The sequence below is a fragment of the Micromonospora narathiwatensis genome (assembly GCF_900089605.1).
Lineage (GTDB): Bacteria > Actinomycetota > Actinomycetes > Mycobacteriales > Micromonosporaceae > Micromonospora > Micromonospora narathiwatensis.
Genome location: NZ_LT594324.1, coordinates 5,988,074 through 6,005,890, shown reverse-complemented (window position 1 = coordinate 6,005,890; position 17,817 = coordinate 5,988,074). Strand labels below are relative to the sequence as shown.

The following is a 17,817-nucleotide window of genomic DNA, read 5'->3' as shown; positions in this document are numbered from 1 at the left end:
GGCAACTCGATGGCCCAGGTACTCCAGTTCGCCGAGTCGTACGTCACCGAGGATCTCGTGCTGCGCACGGCCCGCAGTCTCGCCCACGAGGTCGGTGTGGACGCGGTGACGCCGGGGGCCGGGGCCGCACTGCGGCTGCTCGCCGCCGCCGGCAACGCCCGCGCGGTGGTGGAGATCGGCACCGGCACCGGGGTCAGCGGGGTCTGGCTGCTGCGCGGCATGCGCCCCGACGGGGTGCTCACCACCATCGACGTGGAGGTGGAGCACCAGCGGATCGCCCGCCGGATCTTCGTGGAGGCGGGCGTCCCGTCGGGGCGTACCCGGATCATCACGGGCCGGGCCCTCGACGTGCTGCCGCGGCTCGCGGACGGCGCCTACGACCTGGTCTTCGTCGACGCGGAGGCGACCGGATTCAGCGCCTGCGTGGACGCCGCGCTGCGGCTGCTGCGGCCCGGCGGGGTGCTCGCGCTCAACGGCGTCCTCGCCAGCGGCCGGATCGGCGACCCGGCCGCCCGGGACGTGGAGACGGTCACCGTCCGGGAGACCATCAAGGCGGTCCGGGAGTCGGAGCAGTGGGTCCCCGCACTGCTGCCGGTCGGGCACGGCCTGCTCGCCGCCGTGAAGGGCTGACCCGGCGCCGGCCGCCGCCGGGCGCCGGGTCCCGAGCGCGGTCAGCCCAGCGTCGCCAGCCAGCGCAGCAGCCCGCGTACGCCCCAGCCGGTGGCGCCCCGGGTCAGCTCGGCGTGCTCGTCGTCGGACCAGGAGGGGGCGGACATGTCCACATGCACCCAGCGGTCGCGCAGGTCGCCGGTGAACTCGCGGAGATAGAGCGCGGCCACCACCGACCCGGCGCCCCGGTCCGGGGAGCTGTGCAGGTCGGCCACCTCGCTGCCCAGGTACTCGACATAGTCGGCGGGCAGCGGCATCCGCCAGGCGCGTTCTCCGGCCGCCGCGATGGCGGTCAGCAGGTCGGTCGCGAGCTGGTCGTTCTCGCTGTAGAGGGCACCGTGCCGCTTGCCCAGCGCGACCGCGTTGGCACCGGTGAGCGTGGCCAGGTCGACCAGCAGGTCGGGCTTGAGGTCGCGGGCCGCGTACGCCATGGCGTCGGCGAGCACCAGCCGGCCCTCGGCGTCGGAGTTGGTGCTCTCGCTGGTCAGGCCGCCGTAGTGGCGGACGATGTCGCCGGGGCGGAACGCCGAGCCGCTGACCATGTTCTCGGCCAGCGGCGCGAGCGTGGTGACCCGCACCGGCAGCCGCAGCGCGGCGGCGCCCAGGGTCGCGGCGACCACCGCGGCGGCACCGGCCATGTCCTTGCGCATCAGCTTCATCGCCGGCACCGGCTTGATCGAGATGCCACCGGTGTCGAAGGTGATCCCCTTGCCGACCAGCACCACGTGGGTACGCGCGTCCGCCGGTCGCCAGTCCAGCTCGACCAGGCGGGGTCCGCTGGCCGAGCCGCCGCCGACGGCGAGGATGCCGCCGAAGCCCTCGGCCGCGAGTTCGGCCGGCTCGCGTACCCGCAGGTGCAGGTCGGGGTGACCGGCCGCGGCGGCCTCGATCTGGGCGGCGAACCAGGCCGGGTTCTTGGTCGACGAGGGGGTGTTGGTCAGGTCGCGGGCCAGCCGGGTCATCTCAGCGGCGGTCCGGGCCGTGGCCAGGGTCGGGGCGAGGGCGTCCGGGTCGGCCACCACGACGTCCACCTCGGCCAGCGCGGGCGCCTCGCCGGCCTCGGTCAGCCGGAACCGGTACGACCCCAGCAGCAGGCCCTCGACCAGGCCACGCAGCGCCGGCACGTCATCGGCCGGCAGCACCACAGTGATGTGCGTCTCATTCTTGGCGGCACGCGCCAGCGCCGCGCCCGCGCTCCGCCACGCGGGTTCGTCGCCCGCGCCGACGCCGAGCAGGACCAGGCGCGACGGTGCGCCACCGGGGCGCAGGTGCTCCCGGACCTCGCCGGCATCGCCGGTCAGCCGGGCTGCGGGGAGCAACGCGGTGGCCTCGGCCCGGATCTCGTCGGCGGGCGGCGAGGCGGTCGGAACCAGGGCGGCCGGCGCGTCCGGCCCTTCGGGACGAACGGGCAGGACGAGGGTGTCGAGCCGTACCGGCTCGTTCACCAGACGAATGGCCAGCACGCTGGACCGTACCTCCGAAAGTTCTCAGAGCGGGACTATTCGCCGCTCCTCGGCCGGCAAAGTCCCTGAGCCACCAGCGCCGCCGGTGGCTCAGGGACGAACGAACCGTTCGCGCGACGCGTGCCGCGCGAACCGCTCCTCGATCAGCCGGCGGCCGCCTTCAGCGCGTCACCCAGCGCGGTGGCCTCGTCGGGAGTCATCTCGACGACGAGCCGGCCACCGCCCTCCAGCGGGACCCGCATGACGATGCCCCGGCCCTCCTTGGTGACTTCCAGCGGACCGTCGCCCGTCCGCGGCTTCATCGCCGCCATGTTGTCTCCCCTCAGACCTACACCAGGGTCGGTGGGTTGCCCCACAGCCACTTCGCCATAGCCACCGCAACCATCACGGGGGCGTCGACCAACGATTTTCCCTGATGAACACCGCCGGACCCAAACCGAAGCAGCATTGGTATAACAGCGCCTAGCATATCTTGGGTAGGCCTGTCACAATGTGCGGTCATGCAGGCACGGTCGGCACTCTTCGACCTGTACGGCGACCACCTCCGGGCCAGGGGCGGGCGGGCACCGGTCGCCGCCCTGGTCAAGCTGCTGGCGCCGTTGGGAATCGCCCCACCGGCGGTACGCACCGCAGTATCCCGGATGGTCCGGCAGGGCTGGCTCGAACCCCTCCGGCTCGCCTCCGGACCGGGATATTCGATCACACCCAAGGCGGCTCGCCGACTCGACGAGGCGGCGGCCCGGATCTACCGCACCGGCCGGCACAGCTGGGACGGCCGGTTCGATCTGCTCGTGCTGGAGGCCCCCGCCTCCCGACGGGACCGGCAACGGCTCGCCGCCAACCTGACCTTCCTCGGTTACGGCACGCTCGACGACTGCACCTGGGTGGCCACCCGGCCGGGTGAGGACGTGGACGTGCTGCTCGCCGAGGCGGGCGTGCACTACGAGCGGTTCACCGCCGCCCACGCCGCCGGCACCCCCGGCGCGATGGGGGTGGTCCGCCGCGCCTGGGACCTGGCCGAGATCGGCCGGGCGTACGAGCGGTTCGTCACCCAGCAGAAGCCCCTCCTGTCCGGCGTCACCGCGCGCAGCAGCGACGAGGACGCGTACGCGGCCCGGTTCCGGCTCGTGCACGCGTGGCGTACCTTCCTCTTCCGGGACCCGCAGCTGCCCCCGGCGCTGCTCCCCGAGCGCTGGTCGGGCGCCAGCGCGGCCAGCTTCTTCGACCGGCACGCGGCCCGGCTCCGGCCGGCCGCCGACCGGTACGTCGAGCTGTGCCTCGACAACAACAACCGCCTCGCCCGACAGAAGGGTCGTTAGAACGTGACCGAGCCGCTGCTCGTCGACCGCACCGACGCCGTCGTCACCCTGACACTGAACCGCCCGACGGCGATGAACTCGCTCGACGTCGCGCTCAAGGAGGCGCTCCGCGACACCCTGGCCGACCTGGAGACCGACCGCTCCTGCCGGGCCGTCGTGCTGGCCGGCGCGGGCGGCTCGTTCAGCGCCGGGCAGGACCTGCGGGAGCACGTGCAGACCCTGGAGTCCGGCGAGGCCGACCCGCTGGCCACCGTGCACGCCCACTACAACCCGATCGCCGCCCGGCTGGCCAACCTGCCCAAGCCGGTGGTCGCCGCGGTGCGGGGCATGGCCGCCGGGGCGGGCGCGTCGCTGGCGTTCCTCGCCGACTTCCGGATCGGCGGCCCGAAGACCAGGTTCCTGATGGCCTTCGCCGGGGTCGGGCTCGCCGCCGACACCGGCGCCTCCTGGACGCTGCCCCGGCTGGTCGGCCACGCCAAGGCCGTCGAGCTGCTGATGCTCGCCGAGCCGGTGGGCGCCGAGGAGGCCAGCCGACTCGGCCTGCTCACCCGCCTGATGGACGACGACGAGCAGGTGCTGCCGACCGCCCAGGAGCTGGCCGCCCGGCTCGCCGCCGGCCCCACCGTCGCGTACGGGGCGATCAAGCGGCAGCTCTCCATCGCCGACGCCGGCACCCTCGCCGACGCGCTCGCCGCCGAGGCACAGGCGCAGTCGATCTGCGGTGCCACCGCCGACCACAAGGCGGCCACCATGGCCTTCGTCAACAAGCAGAAGCCGACCTTCGCCGGCCGCTGACCCGTCGTACGCCGCCGCCGCGCGCCGCTCAAGATCCGCACATCGTCCTGGAGATAGTGGCCATTTCCGGCATGGGTAGCCACTATTTCCAGGAAACGGGCGAACTGTGCCCGTGGTGGCGGGCGGGGCGGGGCAGACTCAGTCGTCCTCTTCCGGGTCCTGGTTGGCCTCGACCCCGAGCACGAAAGCCTGCATGGCCAGCTCGTCGCCGCTGGGCGAGACGAAGGCGGGCAGCTCCCGGGGGCCCAGCTCCTGCACGTACGACCAGAAGATCCGGACCGCCTCGGCCGGCGAGGCCGCCTCGATCGGCAGGTCGAGGCTGACCAGCCAGGACCGGCGGGCCGGGGGCGGGCCGAGCCGGTCGGCCAACTTCCGCCAGACCGCCTCGTCGAGCCCGGTCACCGGCCCGTCGAGGGCCAGCCCGTCGACCGGCACCGGCTCGTCGAGCGCCCGCCGGGTGTACGACACCACGAGCGTCCCCGGCCCGGCATCGGACTGCGGGTCGTCCGGATCCTCCCGGGTCTCCGTGGTGGCCAGGGCGACCCGGCCGAGCGCCACCAGCCGCAGCGGCTCGTCGACCAGCACCGCGACCAGGTCACCGGGGCGGGGCCGGACCGCGTCGTCCAGCCCGGTCAGCTCCAGCGTGTCGTGGTGCACCAGCCGCTCGGCCTCGTACCGCTCGGCGGGCAGCAGCACCGCCCAGGCGCCGGTCGTGGTGCCGTCGATCGTCCCGCTCGTCCGGAGCACGGTGTCGGTCATGGTCCAATCCCACCACGCCCGGCGGGTGCCGGTGCCGGCACATCCGCCGGACGCCGTTCAGGTCACGCCCGCGCCGGCTCGGCGCCGACGTGGCAGTCGGCGAGATGGTCGTCCACCATTCCGGTGGCCTGCATCAGCGCGTACGCCGTGGTGGGGCCGACGAAGCGGAAGCCGCGCTTCTTGAGCGCCTTGGCCAGCGCGGTGGATTCCGGGGTGAGCGCCGGCACCTCGGCGAACGACCCCGGCCGGGCCGGCCGGGGTGGCGGCGCGTACGACCAGAGCAGCGCGGAGAGGCCGTCGGGCAGCTCAAGGGCGGCCCGGGCGTTGGCGATGGCCGCCTCGACCTTGGCCCGGTTGCGCACGATCCCGGTGTCGGCGAGCAGCCGGGCGACGTCGGCCTCGCCGTAGCCGGCGACCTTCTCGATCCGGAACTCGTCGAAGGCGAGCCGGAACGCCGGACGCTTGCGCAGGATGGTCAGCCAGGACAGGCCGGACTGGAACGCCTCCAGGGTCAGCCGCTCGTAGAGCGCGTCGTCGCCGCGCAGCGGCCGGCCCCACTCCCGGTCGTGGTAGACGGCGTAGTCCGGGGTGCTCGCCCCCCAGGCGCAGCGGGGCAGCCCGTCGGCGCCGATCACCAGGTCAGTCACGCCGTACACGGTAGGGCAACCCACCGACAGCGGGGTCGCTCACCGGTCAGGGCAGCCGGCCCTGCTCCACCAGCCGGGCGAACCTCTTCAGTGCCTGGGTGAGGCCGAACTTCGAGCCCGGCCAGAGCACCGGCCGGGTCACCCGGCCGGCGGCCCCGCTCGGCAGGTGGAACCACTCGTGCCAGACGACCTGGGTCCGGTCCTGCTCGACCGGGGTGCAGCGCAGCACGCCGGGGCCGCGCAGCAGCTTGCCGCAGTGCACCACCCCGACCTCGTACGGGGCGTCCACCCGGACCACCCGCAGCTCGTCCCGCAGCACCGCCGGACCGAGCGTGGTGACCGCCTCGACCAGGCTCCCCTCGCCGCCGTCCCCCTCGACCACCCGGACGGTGGTGAACGGGATCCAGTCGGACTGCCGCTCCCAGGCGGTCAGCGCGGCGAAGACCCGCTCGGCGCGCGCGTTGACGATCACCGTCGCGGTGACCTCCCCGGCACCGGGCTGGGCCGCCTCGGCGAAGCCGTCGCCCTGCGGGCCGGTCACGCCGACTCCGACCGGACCACCCCGCCACGTTCCCGGTCGTCCTCGGCATCGGCATCGTCGGCGGCCTGCTCGCCGGTGGACCCGGTGGCCGGCGGACGCAGGGCGGCCGGCCGTTCGGCCGGCTCCTGGTCGACGGGCGCGGCGACCGGGGCGAGCGGACCGGCCGGCGCCGAGACGTCCGCGCCGGGCACGGTCTCGTCCTCGACGGCGGCCGCAGCCGGCGCGGCGGCCACCCCGGCCTCGGCGGCCGGACGGTCGGCGTCCGGGGTGGTGCCGTCGGCCGGGCGGTCCACGGCCGACGGCGTGTCGCCGGCCGGGCTCGGCGCGCCGGCCGGATCCGTCCGGGCGGCCTCCTCCCGGGTACGGCGCAGCGCCTCGGCCTCCTCGGTCCGCCCCTCGCGGAGCGCGGCGACCTCGGCCTCCAGCACGCCGATCAGCTCGGACTTGTAGCCGATGTCGTACGCGGCCCGCCGCATGGCCTGGTCGACCTGGGCCATCCGGTAGCCGCGCAGCGCGGTGTCGAAGCGCACCTCGGTGACGTCCAGTTCGTCCAGGGGGCGGCCGCCCGGCAGGGGCACCGCCCGCCCGTCCGGCTCGGTGGGCACCAGGCCCGGATCCCGTCCGGACACCAGCACCGTCACTCCGAACACCACTGCCGCGACGGTCAGCGCGACGACCAAGAGGAGCAGAACCTGACCCATGGGGAGATCGTGGCATGCGCGCCGGGATCGGGCGAGCCCTCCAAGCGCTCCGATCGTGTTTCGATGCCTCGCCGTACCGGGCGGGCCGGCCGGAGCGGGACCGGATAGCGTCGGGAACGGCCGGCGGACGACCGGGGATCAGGAGGGCTGGCATGGCCGGTGCGCTGCGGCTCGGTGGGCGGACGTTCTCCCCGGGCGAACTGGTGGTGATGGCGATCGTCAACCGCACGCCGGATTCGTTCTTCGACCGGGGGGCCACCTTCGCCGCGGACAGCGCGCTGCGCGCGGTGGAGCGGGCGGTGACCGAGGGCGCGGAGATCATCGACATCGGCGGGGTGAAGGCCGGGCCGGGCGACGAGGTGGACGTGGCCGAGGAGGTCCGCCGGACGGTGGACACCATCGCCGCGGTCCGGGCCGCCTTTCCCGACGTGGTCATCTCGATCGACACCTGGCGGGCCGAGGTGGCGGTGGAGGCCGTGGCCGCCGGCGCCGACCTGCTCAACGACACCTGGTCGGGGGCGGACCGGGCGCTGGCCCGGGTCGCCGCCGAGACCGGCGCCGGGCTGGTCTGCTCGCACGCGGGGGGCCTCGCGCCGCGGACCCGGCCGCACCGTGCGGCCTTCGACGACGTGGTGGCCGACGTGGTCACGACGGTGACCGGGCTCGCCGAGCGTGCGGTCGCGCTCGGCGTACGACCGGACGGGATCCTGATCGACCCGGCGCACGACTTCGGCAAGAACACCCGGCACTCGCTGGAGATCACCCGGCGGCTGGCCGAACTCACCGACACCGGGTGGCCGCTGCTGGTCGCCCTGTCGAACAAGGACTTCATCGGCGAGACGCTGGACCTGCCGGTGCCGGACCGGCTGGAGGGCACGCTGGCCGCCACCGCGGTGTCGGCCTGGTTGGGCGCCCGGGTGTTCCGCGCCCACCAGGTCCGCGAGACCCGGCGGGTGCTGGACATGGTGGCGTCGATCAGGGGGGACCGGCCGCCGGCGCTGACCCGCCGGGGCCTGGCCTGAGCAGACGACGGCTCCGGCGCGGCCCCTCGGAGCCGCGTCAGGTCCAGCGGAGGATGTTCTTGCGCCAGGCGTAGAGGATGCCGAGCGCCACCACGGCGACGAAGACCGCCATCTCGACCACGGTGGTCACGCCGAAACCGGGCCGGTCGAAGATCAACGCCCAGGGGAAGAGGAAGACCGCCTCCACCGCGAAGAGCACATACAGGTACGCGTAGACGTAGTAGCGGATCTGCATCTGCGCCCAGTCGCCGCCGACCGGGTCGAGACCGCACTCGTACGTGGACCGCTTGCCCCACGGTTCGGCGGGGCGGCCAGGGCGTAGCACCCGATTGGCCGAGAACGCGGTGACGAAGAAGAGCACGGCGGCGAGCAGCAGGAGACCGAGCGTGGCGTACGAGCCGAGGTAACCGGTCACGGTCGGCAGCGTACCGGGCCGACCGCACGCCGGCCCGTGTCCGGTCGTGCGGTGATGTGAATTACGAGCAGCGCTACCAAACCCCGCAAATCCGGGCATACAGTAACCAGATCGGGTCCCATACGTCGGACCTCGACCAAGGTTGCCCTAACGGGCCGACGTAGGCTCTGACGTGAGAAATGGAGCGGGCCGAGCCCAGGGACGGACGGCCGGCGGCAACAGCTCGTCTAGGAGGGCACGTGGCCGGGCAAGGCGGGGTCACCATCATGTTCAGCCGCCCCTGCGACGGCGCTGAGCGAAGCGAGGTGCGGGCGTGACCAAGCAGATCCGTCAGTTGGATCGGGTGGTGATCCGGTTTGCTGGTGATTCGGGCGATGGTATGCAGCTCACTGGTGATCGGTTCACGTCGGAGACGGCCCAGTTGGGTAATGATATTTCGACGTTGCCGAATTTTCCGGCGGAGATCCGGGCGCCTGCGGGGACGTTGCCGGGTGTGTCGAGTTTTCAGGTGCATTTCGCTGATTACGATATTTTGACTCCTGGTGATGCGCCGAACGTGTTGGTGGCGATGAATCCGGCGGCGTTGAAGGCGAATCTGGCGGATCTGCCGCGTGGGGCGGACATCATCGTGAACACCGATGAGTTCACGAAGCGGAACCTGACGAAGGTCGGCTACACGTCCTCGCCGTTGGAGGACGGGTCGTTGGACGGGTATGTGGTGCATCCGGTGGCGTTGACGTCGATGACGATCGGCGCGTTGGCGGAGCTTGCGGTGTCGAAGAAGGACGCGGAGCGGGCGAAGAACATGTTCGCGCTCGGTTTGTTGTCGTGGATGTATTCGCGGCCGTACGCGTCGACGTTGCGGTTTTTGGAGCGGAAGTTCGCGGCCCGGCCGGAGTTGGTCGCGGCGAACGTGGCGGCGTTCCGGGCGGGTTGGAATTTCGGGGAGACGACGGAGGATTTCTCGGTCCGGTACGAGGTGGCGCCGGCGCGGATGTTGGCGGGCACCTACCGGAACATCACCGGTAACCAGGCGTTGTCGTTGGGTTTGGTGGCCGCGGGGGTGCGGTCGGGGCTGCCGGTGTTCCTGGGGGCGTATCCGATCACGCCGGCGTCGGACATTCTGCACGAGTTGAGTAAGCACAAGCGGTTCGGTGTGGTCACGATGCAGGCCGAGGACGAGATCGCCGCGGTGGGCGCGGCTCTGGGCGCCTCCTACGGCGGCTCGTTGGGTGTGACGACGACCAGCGGCCCGGGTGTGGCGCTCAAGAGTGAGACGATCTCCCTGGCGGTGGCGTTGGAGTTGCCGCTGGTGATCGTGGACGTGCAGCGGGCCGGCCCGTCCACGGGCATGCCGACCAAGACCGAGCAGGCCGACCTGAACATGGCCCTGTACGGGCGGCACGGTGAGGCCCCGGTCGCGGTGATCGCCCCCCGGTCCCCGGCGGACTGCTTCCACGCCGCGTTGGAGGCGGCGCGGATCGCGTTGACGTACCGCACCCCGGTGATCCTGCTGTCGGACAACTACGTCGCCAACGGCTCCGAGCCGTGGCTGCTGCCCGACGTGGCCTCGCTGCCGGACCTGCGGGTGCGGTTCGCGACCGCCCCCAACGGTGAGGACGGCACCACGTTCCTGCCGTACCTACGCGACCCGCACACCCTCGCGCGGCCGTGGGCGGTCCCGGGCACCCCCGGCCTGGAACACCGTATCGGCGGCCTGGAGAAGGCCGACAAGACCGGTGACATCTCCTACGACCCGGCCAACCACGACTTCATGGTCCGCACCCGCGCCGCCCGCATCGACACGATCCCCGTCCCGGACGTGGAGGTCGAAGACCCCGACGGTGACGCCCGCGTCCTCGTCCTCGGCTGGGGCTCCACCTACGGGCCGATCGGCGCGGCCTGCCGCGGCCTACGCCAGCGGGGCCTGCCCGTCGCGCAAGCCCACCTGCGACACCTCGCCCCGATGCCCGGCAACCTCGGCGACGTACTCGCCGCCTACGACCGGGTGGTCATTCCCGAGATGAACCTCGGCCAACTCGCCCACGTGATCCGGGCCAAATATCTGGTCGACGCGATCGGCTACAACCAGGTCCGCGGCCTGCCGTTCACCGCCGCCGAGCTGGAGACAATGCTGGAAGAGGTCTGCAAGAATGTCTGAGCCCGTCGCCCTCAAGCTGACCGCGAAGGACTTCAAGTCCGACCAGGAAGTCCGCTGGTGCCCCGGCTGCGGCGACTACGCCATCCTCGCCGCCGTCCAAGGCTTCATGCCCGAACTCGGCATCCCCCGCGAGCGGACCGTGTTCATCTCCGGGATCGGCTGCTCATCACGTTTCCCGTACTACATGAACACCTACGGGATGCACTCCATCCACGGCCGCGCCCCCGCGATCGCCACCGGCCTGTCCGCCACCCGCCCCGACCTGTCCGTGTGGGTCGTCACCGGCGACGGCGACGCCCTGTCCATCGGCGGCAACCACCTCATCCACGCGCTACGCCGCAACGTCAACCTCAAAATCCTGCTGTTCAACAACCGGATCTACGGCCTCACCAAAGGCCAATACTCCCCCACCTCCGAAACCGGCAAAATCACCAAATCCACACCCGTCGGCTCCGCGGACGCCCCGTTCAACCCCCTGTCCCTCGCCCTCGGCGCCGAAGCCACCTTCGTCGCCCGCACCATCGACTCCGACCGCAAACACCTCCAATCCGTCCTACGCGCCGCCGCGCAACACCAAGGCTCCGCATTCGTCGAGATCTACCAGAACTGCAACATCTTCAACGACGGCGCCTTCGACCCACTCAAAGAACCCACCACCCGCGACGACTACCTCATCCGCCTCGAACACGACCAACCAATCACCTTCGGCACCGACGGACAACACTGCGTCGTCCACCCACCCGGCGGCTTCGGCCTCGAAGTCCGCGACACCGCCACCACCCCCACCGACCAGATCCTGGTCCACAACCAGGGCGTCACCGACCCCGCCTACGCCTTCGCCCTGACCCGCCTACCCGACCTCAACCTACGCAACACCCCCATCGGCGTGTTCCGCTCCATCACCCGCCCCACCTACGACGCACTAGTACAGGAACAAGTCACCACCGCCAAAGCCAAAACCGACGAAACCCCGGAACAACAACTCACCAGCCTCCTCGCCACCGGCGACACCTGGACCATCGCCTAGAGTGCGTTCTCCCGGACGAAGTCCCCGATCGTCCGGGAGAAAATCTCCGGCCGTTCCAGGTGCCACAGGTGTCCGACGCCTGGGACGATCTCCAGCCGCGCGGCGGGAATCCCTTCGGCCAGTTCCTGGGCACCCCGCAGGTTGGCCTTGTCGCGTGACCCGCAGAGCACCAGGGTCGGCGTGGTCACCTCGCCGAGCCGCGGACGCAGGTCGGTGCGGGCGAGTTCCCGGAGCGCGTCCAGGTAGGTACGGCGGCCGACGGCCCGGAAGTCCTCGGTCGCCTCGCTGACGGTCCGCGCCCGTTCGCTCTCCGGCAGCCCGCCGAGCGTCGGCGCGAGCACGCGGGCGGCCAGCTGCGCCATGACGCGCGCCGGGACCAGGGCGGCGACCGCCCGCTGCACCGCCAGCGCGGGCGGCGGGGCGGCGATGCCGCCGGAGAGCACCAGGCTGTCGAGCCGCCCCGGACGGGCCAGGCAGGCCTGCACGGCGACCGTGGCGGACAGCGACAGCCCCACGAGGTGCACCGGGCCGGGCTCGCGGTCGAGCAGGCCGGTCACCTCGGCGACCGCCCGATCGAGGGTGAACGGCCCGGGAGTGCTTCCGTGGCCGGGCAGGTCGGGAGTCAGCACCGAGAAGTCCGTACCGAACGCGTCCACCTGGCGGCGCCAGGTACGGGCGGTAGCGGCGAGCGGCGGCAGCAGAATGATCGTCTCCACGCCGTCGTCTCTACCAGGGCGCGTCAACCGGCGCTGCTCCGGCGACTCAGCCCGTGGCGACCGACTGAGCGCGGTCGTCGCGCACGTACACGAGCATGTCGCCGGTCTCGATCTCCGCGCCGGCCCGGTCGGTGAGCGTCACCACCCGGCCCCGGCGGACCAGGGCGATGACCAGGCACTCCAGCTCGCGCGGCGACCGGCCCACCTCGCCCCGGTCGGCCGAGCGCATGGCCAGCGCCATGCCCTGCCCGGGGGTGAGCAGGTCCTCCACCACGTCGATCAGCGGCGGGGCGGAGGTGGAGAGGCCGAGCAGCCGGCCGGCGGTCGCCGAGGAGACGATCACGTGGTGCGCGCCGCTCTGCTTGAGCAGCGGCGCGTTCTCCGCCTCGCGTACGGCGGCGATGATCCGGACCTGGCCGGCGGTGAGCTGCCGGGCGGTCAGCGCCACCATTACCGACGAGTCGTCGCTGTCGGTCGCGATGATCACCGCCTTGGCCGTCCGTACGTGTGCCTCCTCCAGCACCGCCGAGCGGGTCGCGGAGCCCTCGACGGTGACCAGCCCCGCCGAGGTGGCCTGCCGCAGCGCGGTGCCGTTCCGCTCCACCACCACGATCCGGGACTTTTGCAGCCCGTCCTCCAGCAGCGCGGAGACGGCGCTGCGGCCCTTGGTGCCGTAGCCGCAGATGATCACGTGGTCCTTCACGGTGCTCCTCCACCGGATCAGGCGACGGCCGTTCCGGTACTGGTCGGTCAGGACTTCCAGGGTGGTGCCGACCAGGATGATCAGGAAGAGCACCCGGGCCGGGGTGACGAACAGGACGTTGGCCAGGCGCGCCGACTGGCTGGCCGGGGTGACGTCGCCGTAGCCGGTGGTGGAGAGCGAGACCACCGCGTAGTAGAAGCAGTCGAGGAGGGTCATCCCGTCCTCGTTCGCGTCGTGGTAGCCGTCCCGGTCCAGCCAGACCACGGCCACCGTGGCGCAGACCAGGGCCAGGGCGGCGAGCACGCGCAGGCTGAGGGCGCGCAACGGCGCCCGCCGGTGCGCCGGAAAATGGATCACCGTCGGCCTCGCCCCGCAACCCTCGCCTGCACGTGGACAAGATAGCTCGTGTTCGGCTTCCCGGCCGCTCGGGCCACGTTCCCCTCCCGGCGGCCGGACGGGGCATGATGGGGGACGTCGGGACGACGACCGCGAGGAGGCCCGCATGTCGTTGCTGCGACGGGTGATCGGCGGGGTGCTCCGCCGGGTACGGCTGCGTCAGGGCCGGACGCTGCGCGAGGTCGCCCAGGCGGCCGGCGTCTCGCTGCCGTACCTCTCGGAGGTGGAGCGCGGCCGTAAGGAGGCCTCCTCGGAGGTGCTCGCGGCGATCTGCCGCGCGCTCGGCATCCACCTCTCCGACCTGCTGGAGGAGGCCCGCGACGAGCTGCGCCGGGTCGAGCGGCGGACGCCGGTGGCCTCCGGGCTGACGCTGGCCCGGCTGGACCGGGCGCCGGCGGGGCCGGGCGGGCGTACCGGCCCGCAGCTACGGGCCGGCGGTGGGCCACGGCTGCACGTCACCCGGCGTCCGGCCGCCCCGATCCCGCTCCTCGGTGGGGCGCTGCGGCACCCCGCCGCCGGGCCGGCGGCCGTGGGCCCCGCGATCGGGTACGCGTCGCCGACGTTCTTCGGGTCGGGCACCCGGATCTGGCTGATCCCGTCCCCACCGGCCGCGCGCCGCCGGCCGCGTACCTCGGTCACGCTGGCCCGGCGGCGGGCCCGGGCCGGCCGGCTTCGGCTGGCCGCCGCGTAGGCCCGCCCGGTTCTGCCCACGGCGGATCTGCCGCCGGCAGAAGCGCTGGTCCCCGGGCTGCCGTCCGCCGGAGGCTGGAGACCGCCGGTTGCCGGGCGGTCCGTCGCCCGCCGGCACGGAGGGTGGTCAGGTCATGGGGTATGGCATCTGGATGCTGGACGGCGGGCAGCCGTCCTTCGGTGATCAGGTCTTCGAGCGGCTGCTCAAGGAGCGCATCATCTTCCTCGGCACCGAGGTCACCGACGCCTCGGCCAACCAGATCTGCGCGCAGATCCTGCTGCTCGCCGCCGAGGACCCGGAGCGCGACATCTTCCTCTACATCAACTCGCCGGGCGGTTCGGTCAGCGCCGGGATGGCCGTCTACGACACCATGCGGTACGTCAACAACGACGTGGCGACCCTGGCGCTCGGGATGGCCGGCTCGATGGGGCAGTTCCTGCTCTGCGCCGGCGCGGCCGGGAAGCGCTTCGCGCTCCCCCACTCGCGGATCATGATGCACCAGCCGTCCGGCGGGATGGGTGGCACGGCCGCCGACATCACCATCCAGGCGGAGAACATGCTGCACGTGAAGCGGACCATGCAGGAGCTGATCGCCCGGCACAGCGGCCACACGCTGGACGAGATCCAGGACGACTGGGACCGGGACCGCTGGTTCACCGCCGAGCAGGCCCGCGAGTACGGCCTGATCGACCAGGTCATCGCCCGCGCCGAGCAGCTTCCGGCGTGAGGGCGGCCGGCGGGGCGGTTCCCGCCGGCCCCTCACGCCGGCTGATCAGGGCAGGTCGACGAAGGGGGCGAGGAAGCCGCGGGCGCTGGGGGTGTCCATCCGGTACGCCACGTTGGTGGCGTAGCAGGGGCCGTCGCCGGTGATCGTGGTGCCGGCGAGGATCAGCCCGCCGCCGAGGGTGACGAAGTTCGGGCCGCCGGAGTCGCCGTAGCAGGCCCCGCCGTAGCCCCGGCTCTCGTTCATCGCCAGCCGGACCCAGGTCTTGTTGAGCGCGTTGAAGCCGAGTGGGGCCTTGTTCCGTACGCCGCCGCCCGGGTGGGTGTGGCCGCCCGGACCGCGCTTGGCCTCCTCGGTGCCGTACCCGGTGACCTGCCAGGACGCGGCGTCGAGGGTATGGGAGCCGACAGCGTCCAGTTGGCCGGCGGTGGGCAGGGTGGCCGGGGTGAACGGCCAGCGCTGGGCGAGCGTGGCGGCCTGCGCGTCGGTGAACTCGATGACCGCGATGTCCTGCGAGTTGGCCGAGTTGCCGGGGTACGCGGGGTTGGTGTGGGCGGTGCCCTCCACGCCGACGGCGGCCTTCGCGGCCGGGGTGGTCGCGGCGTCGAGCGCCGCCTGGACGTCCTGGGCCAGGGAGACGTAGAAGCGGGTGCCGGCGGGCCAGTCGGTGGTGCAGTGCGCGGCGGTCAGGAACGTGTTCCGGTCGATCATGGTGCCGGAGCAGTACCAGTCGACGACCTCGGCCGTGCCGTCGCCGTCGCGGTCCCACTGCACCACGAGCGCGCCCACCTCGGTGCGCTCCGGGGCGGGCTGGGCGTTGTAGGCGCTGACGGCCGACGCCGGGGTGGTGGCGGTCAGCGCCGCGGCGACCGCCGCCGTGGTCAGGGCTGCCAGTAGTGCGGAACGACGCAACGGATCCTCCGGTTCGAGCAGGGTGACCGGGACGGGTTCGAACATCGACGACGGCCGGCGTCGGACACGCCCCCTCTACCGCCTCCGACACCCGTCACGAGCAACCGCGACGCGCCGGTCGTCGATGTACGCCGGAGCCTAGGGCCGGGACGCGCTTCGCGCACCGGGCAGCGGGCGCAGCGCCTTCCGGTGATCTTTTGTTACATCACCGGGGCGCCGCGCCCGCACCCGCGCTCGACTCAGGGGTAGTTGATCACCGGACTGGTGCCGTACGAGCCGACGACCGGGGTGCCGGCCTCGTTGATGGTGCGCTCGATGCCGCCACTGCCGTCGAGGAAGACGGTGATCGCGTCGTGGAAGCGCACCCCGGCCCGGCGCGGCGCCTCGATCGCCCGGTCGCAGCGGATGTCCACCTTCTGGTTGAAGTACGAGTAGACGCCGAGCCCCCACGCCTCGTGCTCGCGGACGTGCTCGGCGACCTTGTACGACGCCCAGCCCTGGCCGGTAGGGCTGCGCCAGGCGGCCTGGCTCGGCGGGTCGTACGGCAGCTCGCTCTGGTAGAAGACGGTGCGCCCGCGCTCGCCGTTCCAGACGGTCTGCCACCGCTGGTAGTGCTCGACGAAGAGCCCGTACGCGATCACGTCGTCACCGTTGACCACCACGCCGGTCGCCGCGGTGTTGACGGTCCAGCCGATGGTGCCCGGCTTGCCGTGGTCGCCGCGCCAGGCCCAGATGTTGTCGATCAGGGTGTGCCGGCTGTTGACCACCAGGCTGGTGACCGCGCGGCCGGCGTACGGGCCGCCGATCCGGAAGAAGACATCCTGGAGCGAGATCGGGTTGGTGGCGTGCGACCGGTGACTGTTCCGCTTGCCGACCTCGACCAGCACCTCCGACTCGACCGGGCCGGCGTCGACGAGCACCCCGGCGACGCGTACGCCGTCCACGTCCTCGATGCGCAGCGCGGCGTCGCCGGTGGTCGGGGCGAGGCTGGGCATGCCGAGGCCGAGCACGACGGTGTCCGGGTGCTTGACCCGCAGCGCCCGGTCCAGGTGGTAGACGCCCGGGGTGAGCAGCAGGTGCCGGCCCTGGGACAGCTCCTGGTTGATCCGCTTCGCGGAGTCGGTCGGCTTGGCGATGAAGAAGTCCGCCAGCGGCAGCGTGGGCACCGGCCGGGCGCCCGCGCCCCAGGTGGTGCCCGCGGTGTCGCGGCGCAACCCGGGTACGGCCACCCGCCAGCGGCCCGCGCCGTCGACGAGGAGGTACGGCTTCTCCCGGGTGACCGGGCTGGTCGGCAGGGTGGTGTACGGCGGGTTCGGGAAGCCCTGCGCGGGCGCGCCGATCACCCCGGAGAAGACCTGGTTCCACACCCCGTTGGTCCAGTCGCCGCCGAGTTCGCTGTCCCGGGTCAGCCACTGCTGCTGGGAGCCGTTGATGGTGATGCCGTCCACCTTGGAGTCGGCGATGTAGCCGCCGCTGGAGTAGCCGCCGTTGCCGGGCTCCAGCCAGAGGATGCCCTTGACGTGCACCCGGCGCATCGGGGACGCCTGGGAGACCGCCCACTGGTTCGACCAGTCGGTCGGGGCGACGGCGAGGTTCTCCACCGAGCGCCAGAAGTTGGTGAGGGCGGAGATCCCGGCCGCCGAGTTCGGGTCGGGTTGTCCGACGACCCGTACCGCGCCGTGGATCTCCACGTCGTCCGGGTGCGCGCCGAGGCCGGCGACCGTGGTGTAGTAGCCGAGTTTGGCGTCGACCTCGTACCGGCCGGGCTTGAAGAGCACGGCGTACCGGTCGGCGCCCATCTCGTTGTGTTCCTGCGCGGCGAAGAGGCGGTCCAGGTTGGACTGGATCTCGGCGGTCGGGGTGTTCGGGCCGTACACGAAGACGTTGGGGCCGAAGTCGGGCTCGGCGTCGCCGCGGCGGTCGGGCGCGGCGGCGGCCGGCAGGGCCGGCAGCCCGAGGGCGGTGAGCGACGCGGCCGAGACGGCGGTGAGGGTGAGGAAGCGGCGGCGGGACGGGTCGAGTGATGTCATCTGCCTGCCCTGTCGATGGTGGGGTAGGAATCGACCAGGAGCGACGTGAGAGCGCTCTCCTGATCGGACGTCCTGTTCCTACCCCATCGACGGCGATCGCGCCAGGGCGCGTCGGTTCCGGAACCG

Annotated in this window: 19 protein-coding genes; 8 read left to right on the top strand and 11 right to left on the bottom strand. The window is 72.4% G+C overall.

The window, feature by feature from the left end:
- Positions 1 to 9 precede the first annotated feature (9 nt).
- Positions 10 to 630, top strand: coding sequence for an O-methyltransferase (locus tag GA0070621_RS26525; RefSeq protein WP_091200838.1), 621 nt, complete (start codon positions 10 to 12; stop codon positions 628 to 630).
- Between the two features lie 41 nt (positions 631 to 671).
- Here the strand turns inward: GA0070621_RS26525 and GA0070621_RS26520 are convergent, their stop codons facing one another.
- Positions 672 to 2,132, bottom strand: a complete 1,461-nt coding sequence (locus GA0070621_RS26520) for a leucyl aminopeptidase family protein (protein ID WP_091200836.1) — start codon at positions 2,130 to 2,132, stop codon at positions 672 to 674.
- A gap of 143 nt (positions 2,133 to 2,275) precedes the next feature.
- A complete protein-coding gene (locus tag GA0070621_RS26515) occupies positions 2,276 to 2,443 on the bottom strand; it encodes a DUF3117 domain-containing protein (protein WP_013283866.1) in 168 nt (55 codons plus the stop codon).
- Between the two features lie 189 nt (positions 2,444 to 2,632).
- Here GA0070621_RS26515 and GA0070621_RS26510 point away from each other — a divergent pair, with 189 nt between their 5' ends.
- Both GA0070621_RS26510 and GA0070621_RS26505 read left to right on the top strand, forming a co-directional pair.
- On the top strand, positions 2,633 to 3,451 hold the full coding sequence (locus GA0070621_RS26510) for a PaaX family transcriptional regulator (RefSeq protein ID WP_091200834.1): 819 nt from the start codon (positions 2,633 to 2,635) through the stop codon (positions 3,449 to 3,451).
- 3 nt (positions 3,452 to 3,454) lie between these two features.
- Positions 3,455 to 4,246 carry an enoyl-CoA hydratase/isomerase family protein gene (locus GA0070621_RS26505; RefSeq protein WP_091200832.1) on the top strand — a complete coding sequence of 264 codons (792 nt, stop codon included), beginning with the start codon at positions 3,455 to 3,457 and terminating at the stop codon, positions 4,244 to 4,246.
- A gap of 138 nt (positions 4,247 to 4,384) precedes the next feature.
- Here GA0070621_RS26505 and GA0070621_RS26500 read toward each other — a convergent pair whose 3' ends face one another.
- The 4 genes from GA0070621_RS26500 to GA0070621_RS26485 form a co-directional block, all read right to left on the bottom strand.
- Entirely contained in the window at positions 4,385 to 5,005 is a 621-nt protein-coding gene (locus GA0070621_RS26500; RefSeq protein WP_091200830.1) for a hypothetical protein, read from the bottom strand.
- A gap of 62 nt (positions 5,006 to 5,067) precedes the next feature.
- On the bottom strand, positions 5,068 to 5,652 hold the full coding sequence (locus GA0070621_RS26495) for a DNA-3-methyladenine glycosylase I (protein ID WP_091202878.1): 585 nt from the start codon (positions 5,650 to 5,652) through the stop codon (positions 5,068 to 5,070).
- Positions 5,653 to 5,698: 46 nt separating this feature from the next.
- A complete protein-coding gene (locus GA0070621_RS26490) occupies positions 5,699 to 6,193 on the bottom strand; it encodes an SRPBCC family protein (RefSeq protein WP_091200828.1) in 495 nt (164 codons plus the stop codon).
- A complete protein-coding gene (locus GA0070621_RS26485; protein WP_091200827.1) occupies positions 6,190 to 6,894 on the bottom strand; it encodes a DivIVA domain-containing protein in 705 nt (234 codons plus the stop codon). Before GA0070621_RS26485 ends, GA0070621_RS26490 begins: the two co-directional genes overlap by 4 nt.
- A 152-nt stretch (positions 6,895 to 7,046) precedes the next feature.
- On the opposite strand from GA0070621_RS26485, the gene folP reads away from it, so the two are divergent.
- Positions 7,047 to 7,916 carry a dihydropteroate synthase gene (gene folP, locus GA0070621_RS26480; protein ID WP_091200825.1) on the top strand — a complete coding sequence of 290 codons (870 nt, stop codon included), beginning with the start codon at positions 7,047 to 7,049 and terminating at the stop codon, positions 7,914 to 7,916.
- A gap of 37 nt (positions 7,917 to 7,953) precedes the next feature.
- On the opposite strand, the gene ndhC is transcribed toward folP, so the two are convergent.
- Complete coding sequence (gene ndhC / locus GA0070621_RS26475; RefSeq protein WP_091200823.1) at positions 7,954 to 8,331, bottom strand: NADH-quinone oxidoreductase subunit A; 378 nt, start codon at positions 8,329 to 8,331, stop codon at positions 7,954 to 7,956.
- Between the two features lie 313 nt (positions 8,332 to 8,644).
- Here ndhC and GA0070621_RS26470 point away from each other — a divergent pair, with 313 nt between their 5' ends.
- Both GA0070621_RS26470 and GA0070621_RS26465 read left to right on the top strand, forming a co-directional pair.
- Positions 8,645 to 10,492, top strand: coding sequence for a 2-oxoacid:acceptor oxidoreductase subunit alpha (locus GA0070621_RS26470; RefSeq protein WP_091200821.1), 1,848 nt, complete (start codon positions 8,645 to 8,647; stop codon positions 10,490 to 10,492).
- Positions 10,485 to 11,519: a 2-oxoacid:ferredoxin oxidoreductase subunit beta gene (locus GA0070621_RS26465; protein WP_091200818.1), complete on the top strand. Its 1,035-nt coding sequence runs from the start codon at positions 10,485 to 10,487 to the stop codon at positions 11,517 to 11,519. Before GA0070621_RS26470 ends, GA0070621_RS26465 begins: the two co-directional genes overlap by 8 nt.
- On the opposite strand, the gene GA0070621_RS26460 is transcribed toward GA0070621_RS26465, so the two are convergent.
- Together GA0070621_RS26460 and GA0070621_RS26455 are read right to left on the bottom strand one after the other, a co-directional pair.
- On the bottom strand, positions 11,516 to 12,235 hold the full coding sequence (locus tag GA0070621_RS26460; RefSeq protein WP_157740074.1) for an alpha/beta fold hydrolase: 720 nt from the start codon (positions 12,233 to 12,235) through the stop codon (positions 11,516 to 11,518). The two genes, GA0070621_RS26465 and GA0070621_RS26460, sit on opposite strands and share 4 nt — an antisense overlap.
- 46 nt (positions 12,236 to 12,281) lie before the next feature.
- A complete protein-coding gene (locus GA0070621_RS26455) occupies positions 12,282 to 13,295 on the bottom strand; it encodes a potassium channel family protein (RefSeq protein WP_091200814.1) in 1,014 nt (337 codons plus the stop codon).
- A 145-nt stretch (positions 13,296 to 13,440) separates the two neighbouring features.
- Between GA0070621_RS26455 and GA0070621_RS26450 the strand changes: the two genes are divergently transcribed.
- Together GA0070621_RS26450 and GA0070621_RS26445 are read left to right on the top strand one after the other, a co-directional pair.
- Complete coding sequence (locus tag GA0070621_RS26450; protein ID WP_091200811.1) at positions 13,441 to 14,025, top strand: helix-turn-helix domain-containing protein; 585 nt, start codon at positions 13,441 to 13,443, stop codon at positions 14,023 to 14,025.
- A gap of 133 nt (positions 14,026 to 14,158) precedes the next feature.
- Positions 14,159 to 14,752: a ClpP family protease gene (locus tag GA0070621_RS26445; RefSeq protein WP_091200809.1), complete on the top strand. Its 594-nt coding sequence runs from the start codon at positions 14,159 to 14,161 to the stop codon at positions 14,750 to 14,752.
- A gap of 45 nt (positions 14,753 to 14,797) precedes the next feature.
- Here the strand turns inward: GA0070621_RS26445 and GA0070621_RS26440 are convergent, their stop codons facing one another.
- On the bottom strand, positions 14,798 to 15,706 hold the full coding sequence (locus tag GA0070621_RS26440; RefSeq protein ID WP_091200807.1) for a trypsin-like serine protease: 909 nt from the start codon (positions 15,704 to 15,706) through the stop codon (positions 14,798 to 14,800).
- Positions 15,707 to 15,900: 194 nt separating this feature from the next.
- Positions 15,901 to 17,691: an adenylyl cyclase gene (locus tag GA0070621_RS26435; protein ID WP_091200805.1), complete on the bottom strand. Its 1,791-nt coding sequence runs from the start codon at positions 17,689 to 17,691 to the stop codon at positions 15,901 to 15,903.
- Between the last annotated feature and the right edge of the window lie 126 nt (positions 17,692 to 17,817).

Excerpts from the sequence above, each read along its gene's own strand:
- GA0070621_RS26525 (WP_091200838.1), top strand. The coding sequence starts at position 10 with ATGGCCCAGGTACTCCAGTTCGCCGAGTCGTACGTCACCGAGGATCTC.
- GA0070621_RS26515 (WP_013283866.1), bottom strand. The coding sequence starts at position 2,443 with ATGGCGGCGATGAAGCCGCGGACGGGCGACGGTCCGCTGGAAGTCACC.
- GA0070621_RS26510 (WP_091200834.1), top strand. The coding sequence starts at position 2,633 with ATGCAGGCACGGTCGGCACTCTTCGACCTGTACGGCGACCACCTCCGG.
- GA0070621_RS26500 (WP_091200830.1), bottom strand. The coding sequence starts at position 5,005 with ATGACCGACACCGTGCTCCGGACGAGCGGGACGATCGACGGCACCACG.
- GA0070621_RS26485 (WP_091200827.1), bottom strand. The coding sequence starts at position 6,894 with ATGGGTCAGGTTCTGCTCCTCTTGGTCGTCGCGCTGACCGTCGCGGCA.
- folP (WP_091200825.1), top strand. The coding sequence starts at position 7,047 with ATGGCCGGTGCGCTGCGGCTCGGTGGGCGGACGTTCTCCCCGGGCGAA.
- GA0070621_RS26465 (WP_091200818.1), top strand. The coding sequence starts at position 10,485 with ATGTCTGAGCCCGTCGCCCTCAAGCTGACCGCGAAGGACTTCAAGTCC.
- GA0070621_RS26450 (WP_091200811.1), top strand. The coding sequence starts at position 13,441 with ATGTCGTTGCTGCGACGGGTGATCGGCGGGGTGCTCCGCCGGGTACGG.
- GA0070621_RS26445 (WP_091200809.1), top strand. The coding sequence starts at position 14,159 with ATGGGGTATGGCATCTGGATGCTGGACGGCGGGCAGCCGTCCTTCGGT.
- GA0070621_RS26440 (WP_091200807.1), bottom strand. The coding sequence starts at position 15,706 with ATGTTCGAACCCGTCCCGGTCACCCTGCTCGAACCGGAGGATCCGTTG.
- GA0070621_RS26435 (WP_091200805.1), bottom strand. The coding sequence starts at position 17,691 with ATGACATCACTCGACCCGTCCCGCCGCCGCTTCCTCACCCTCACCGCC.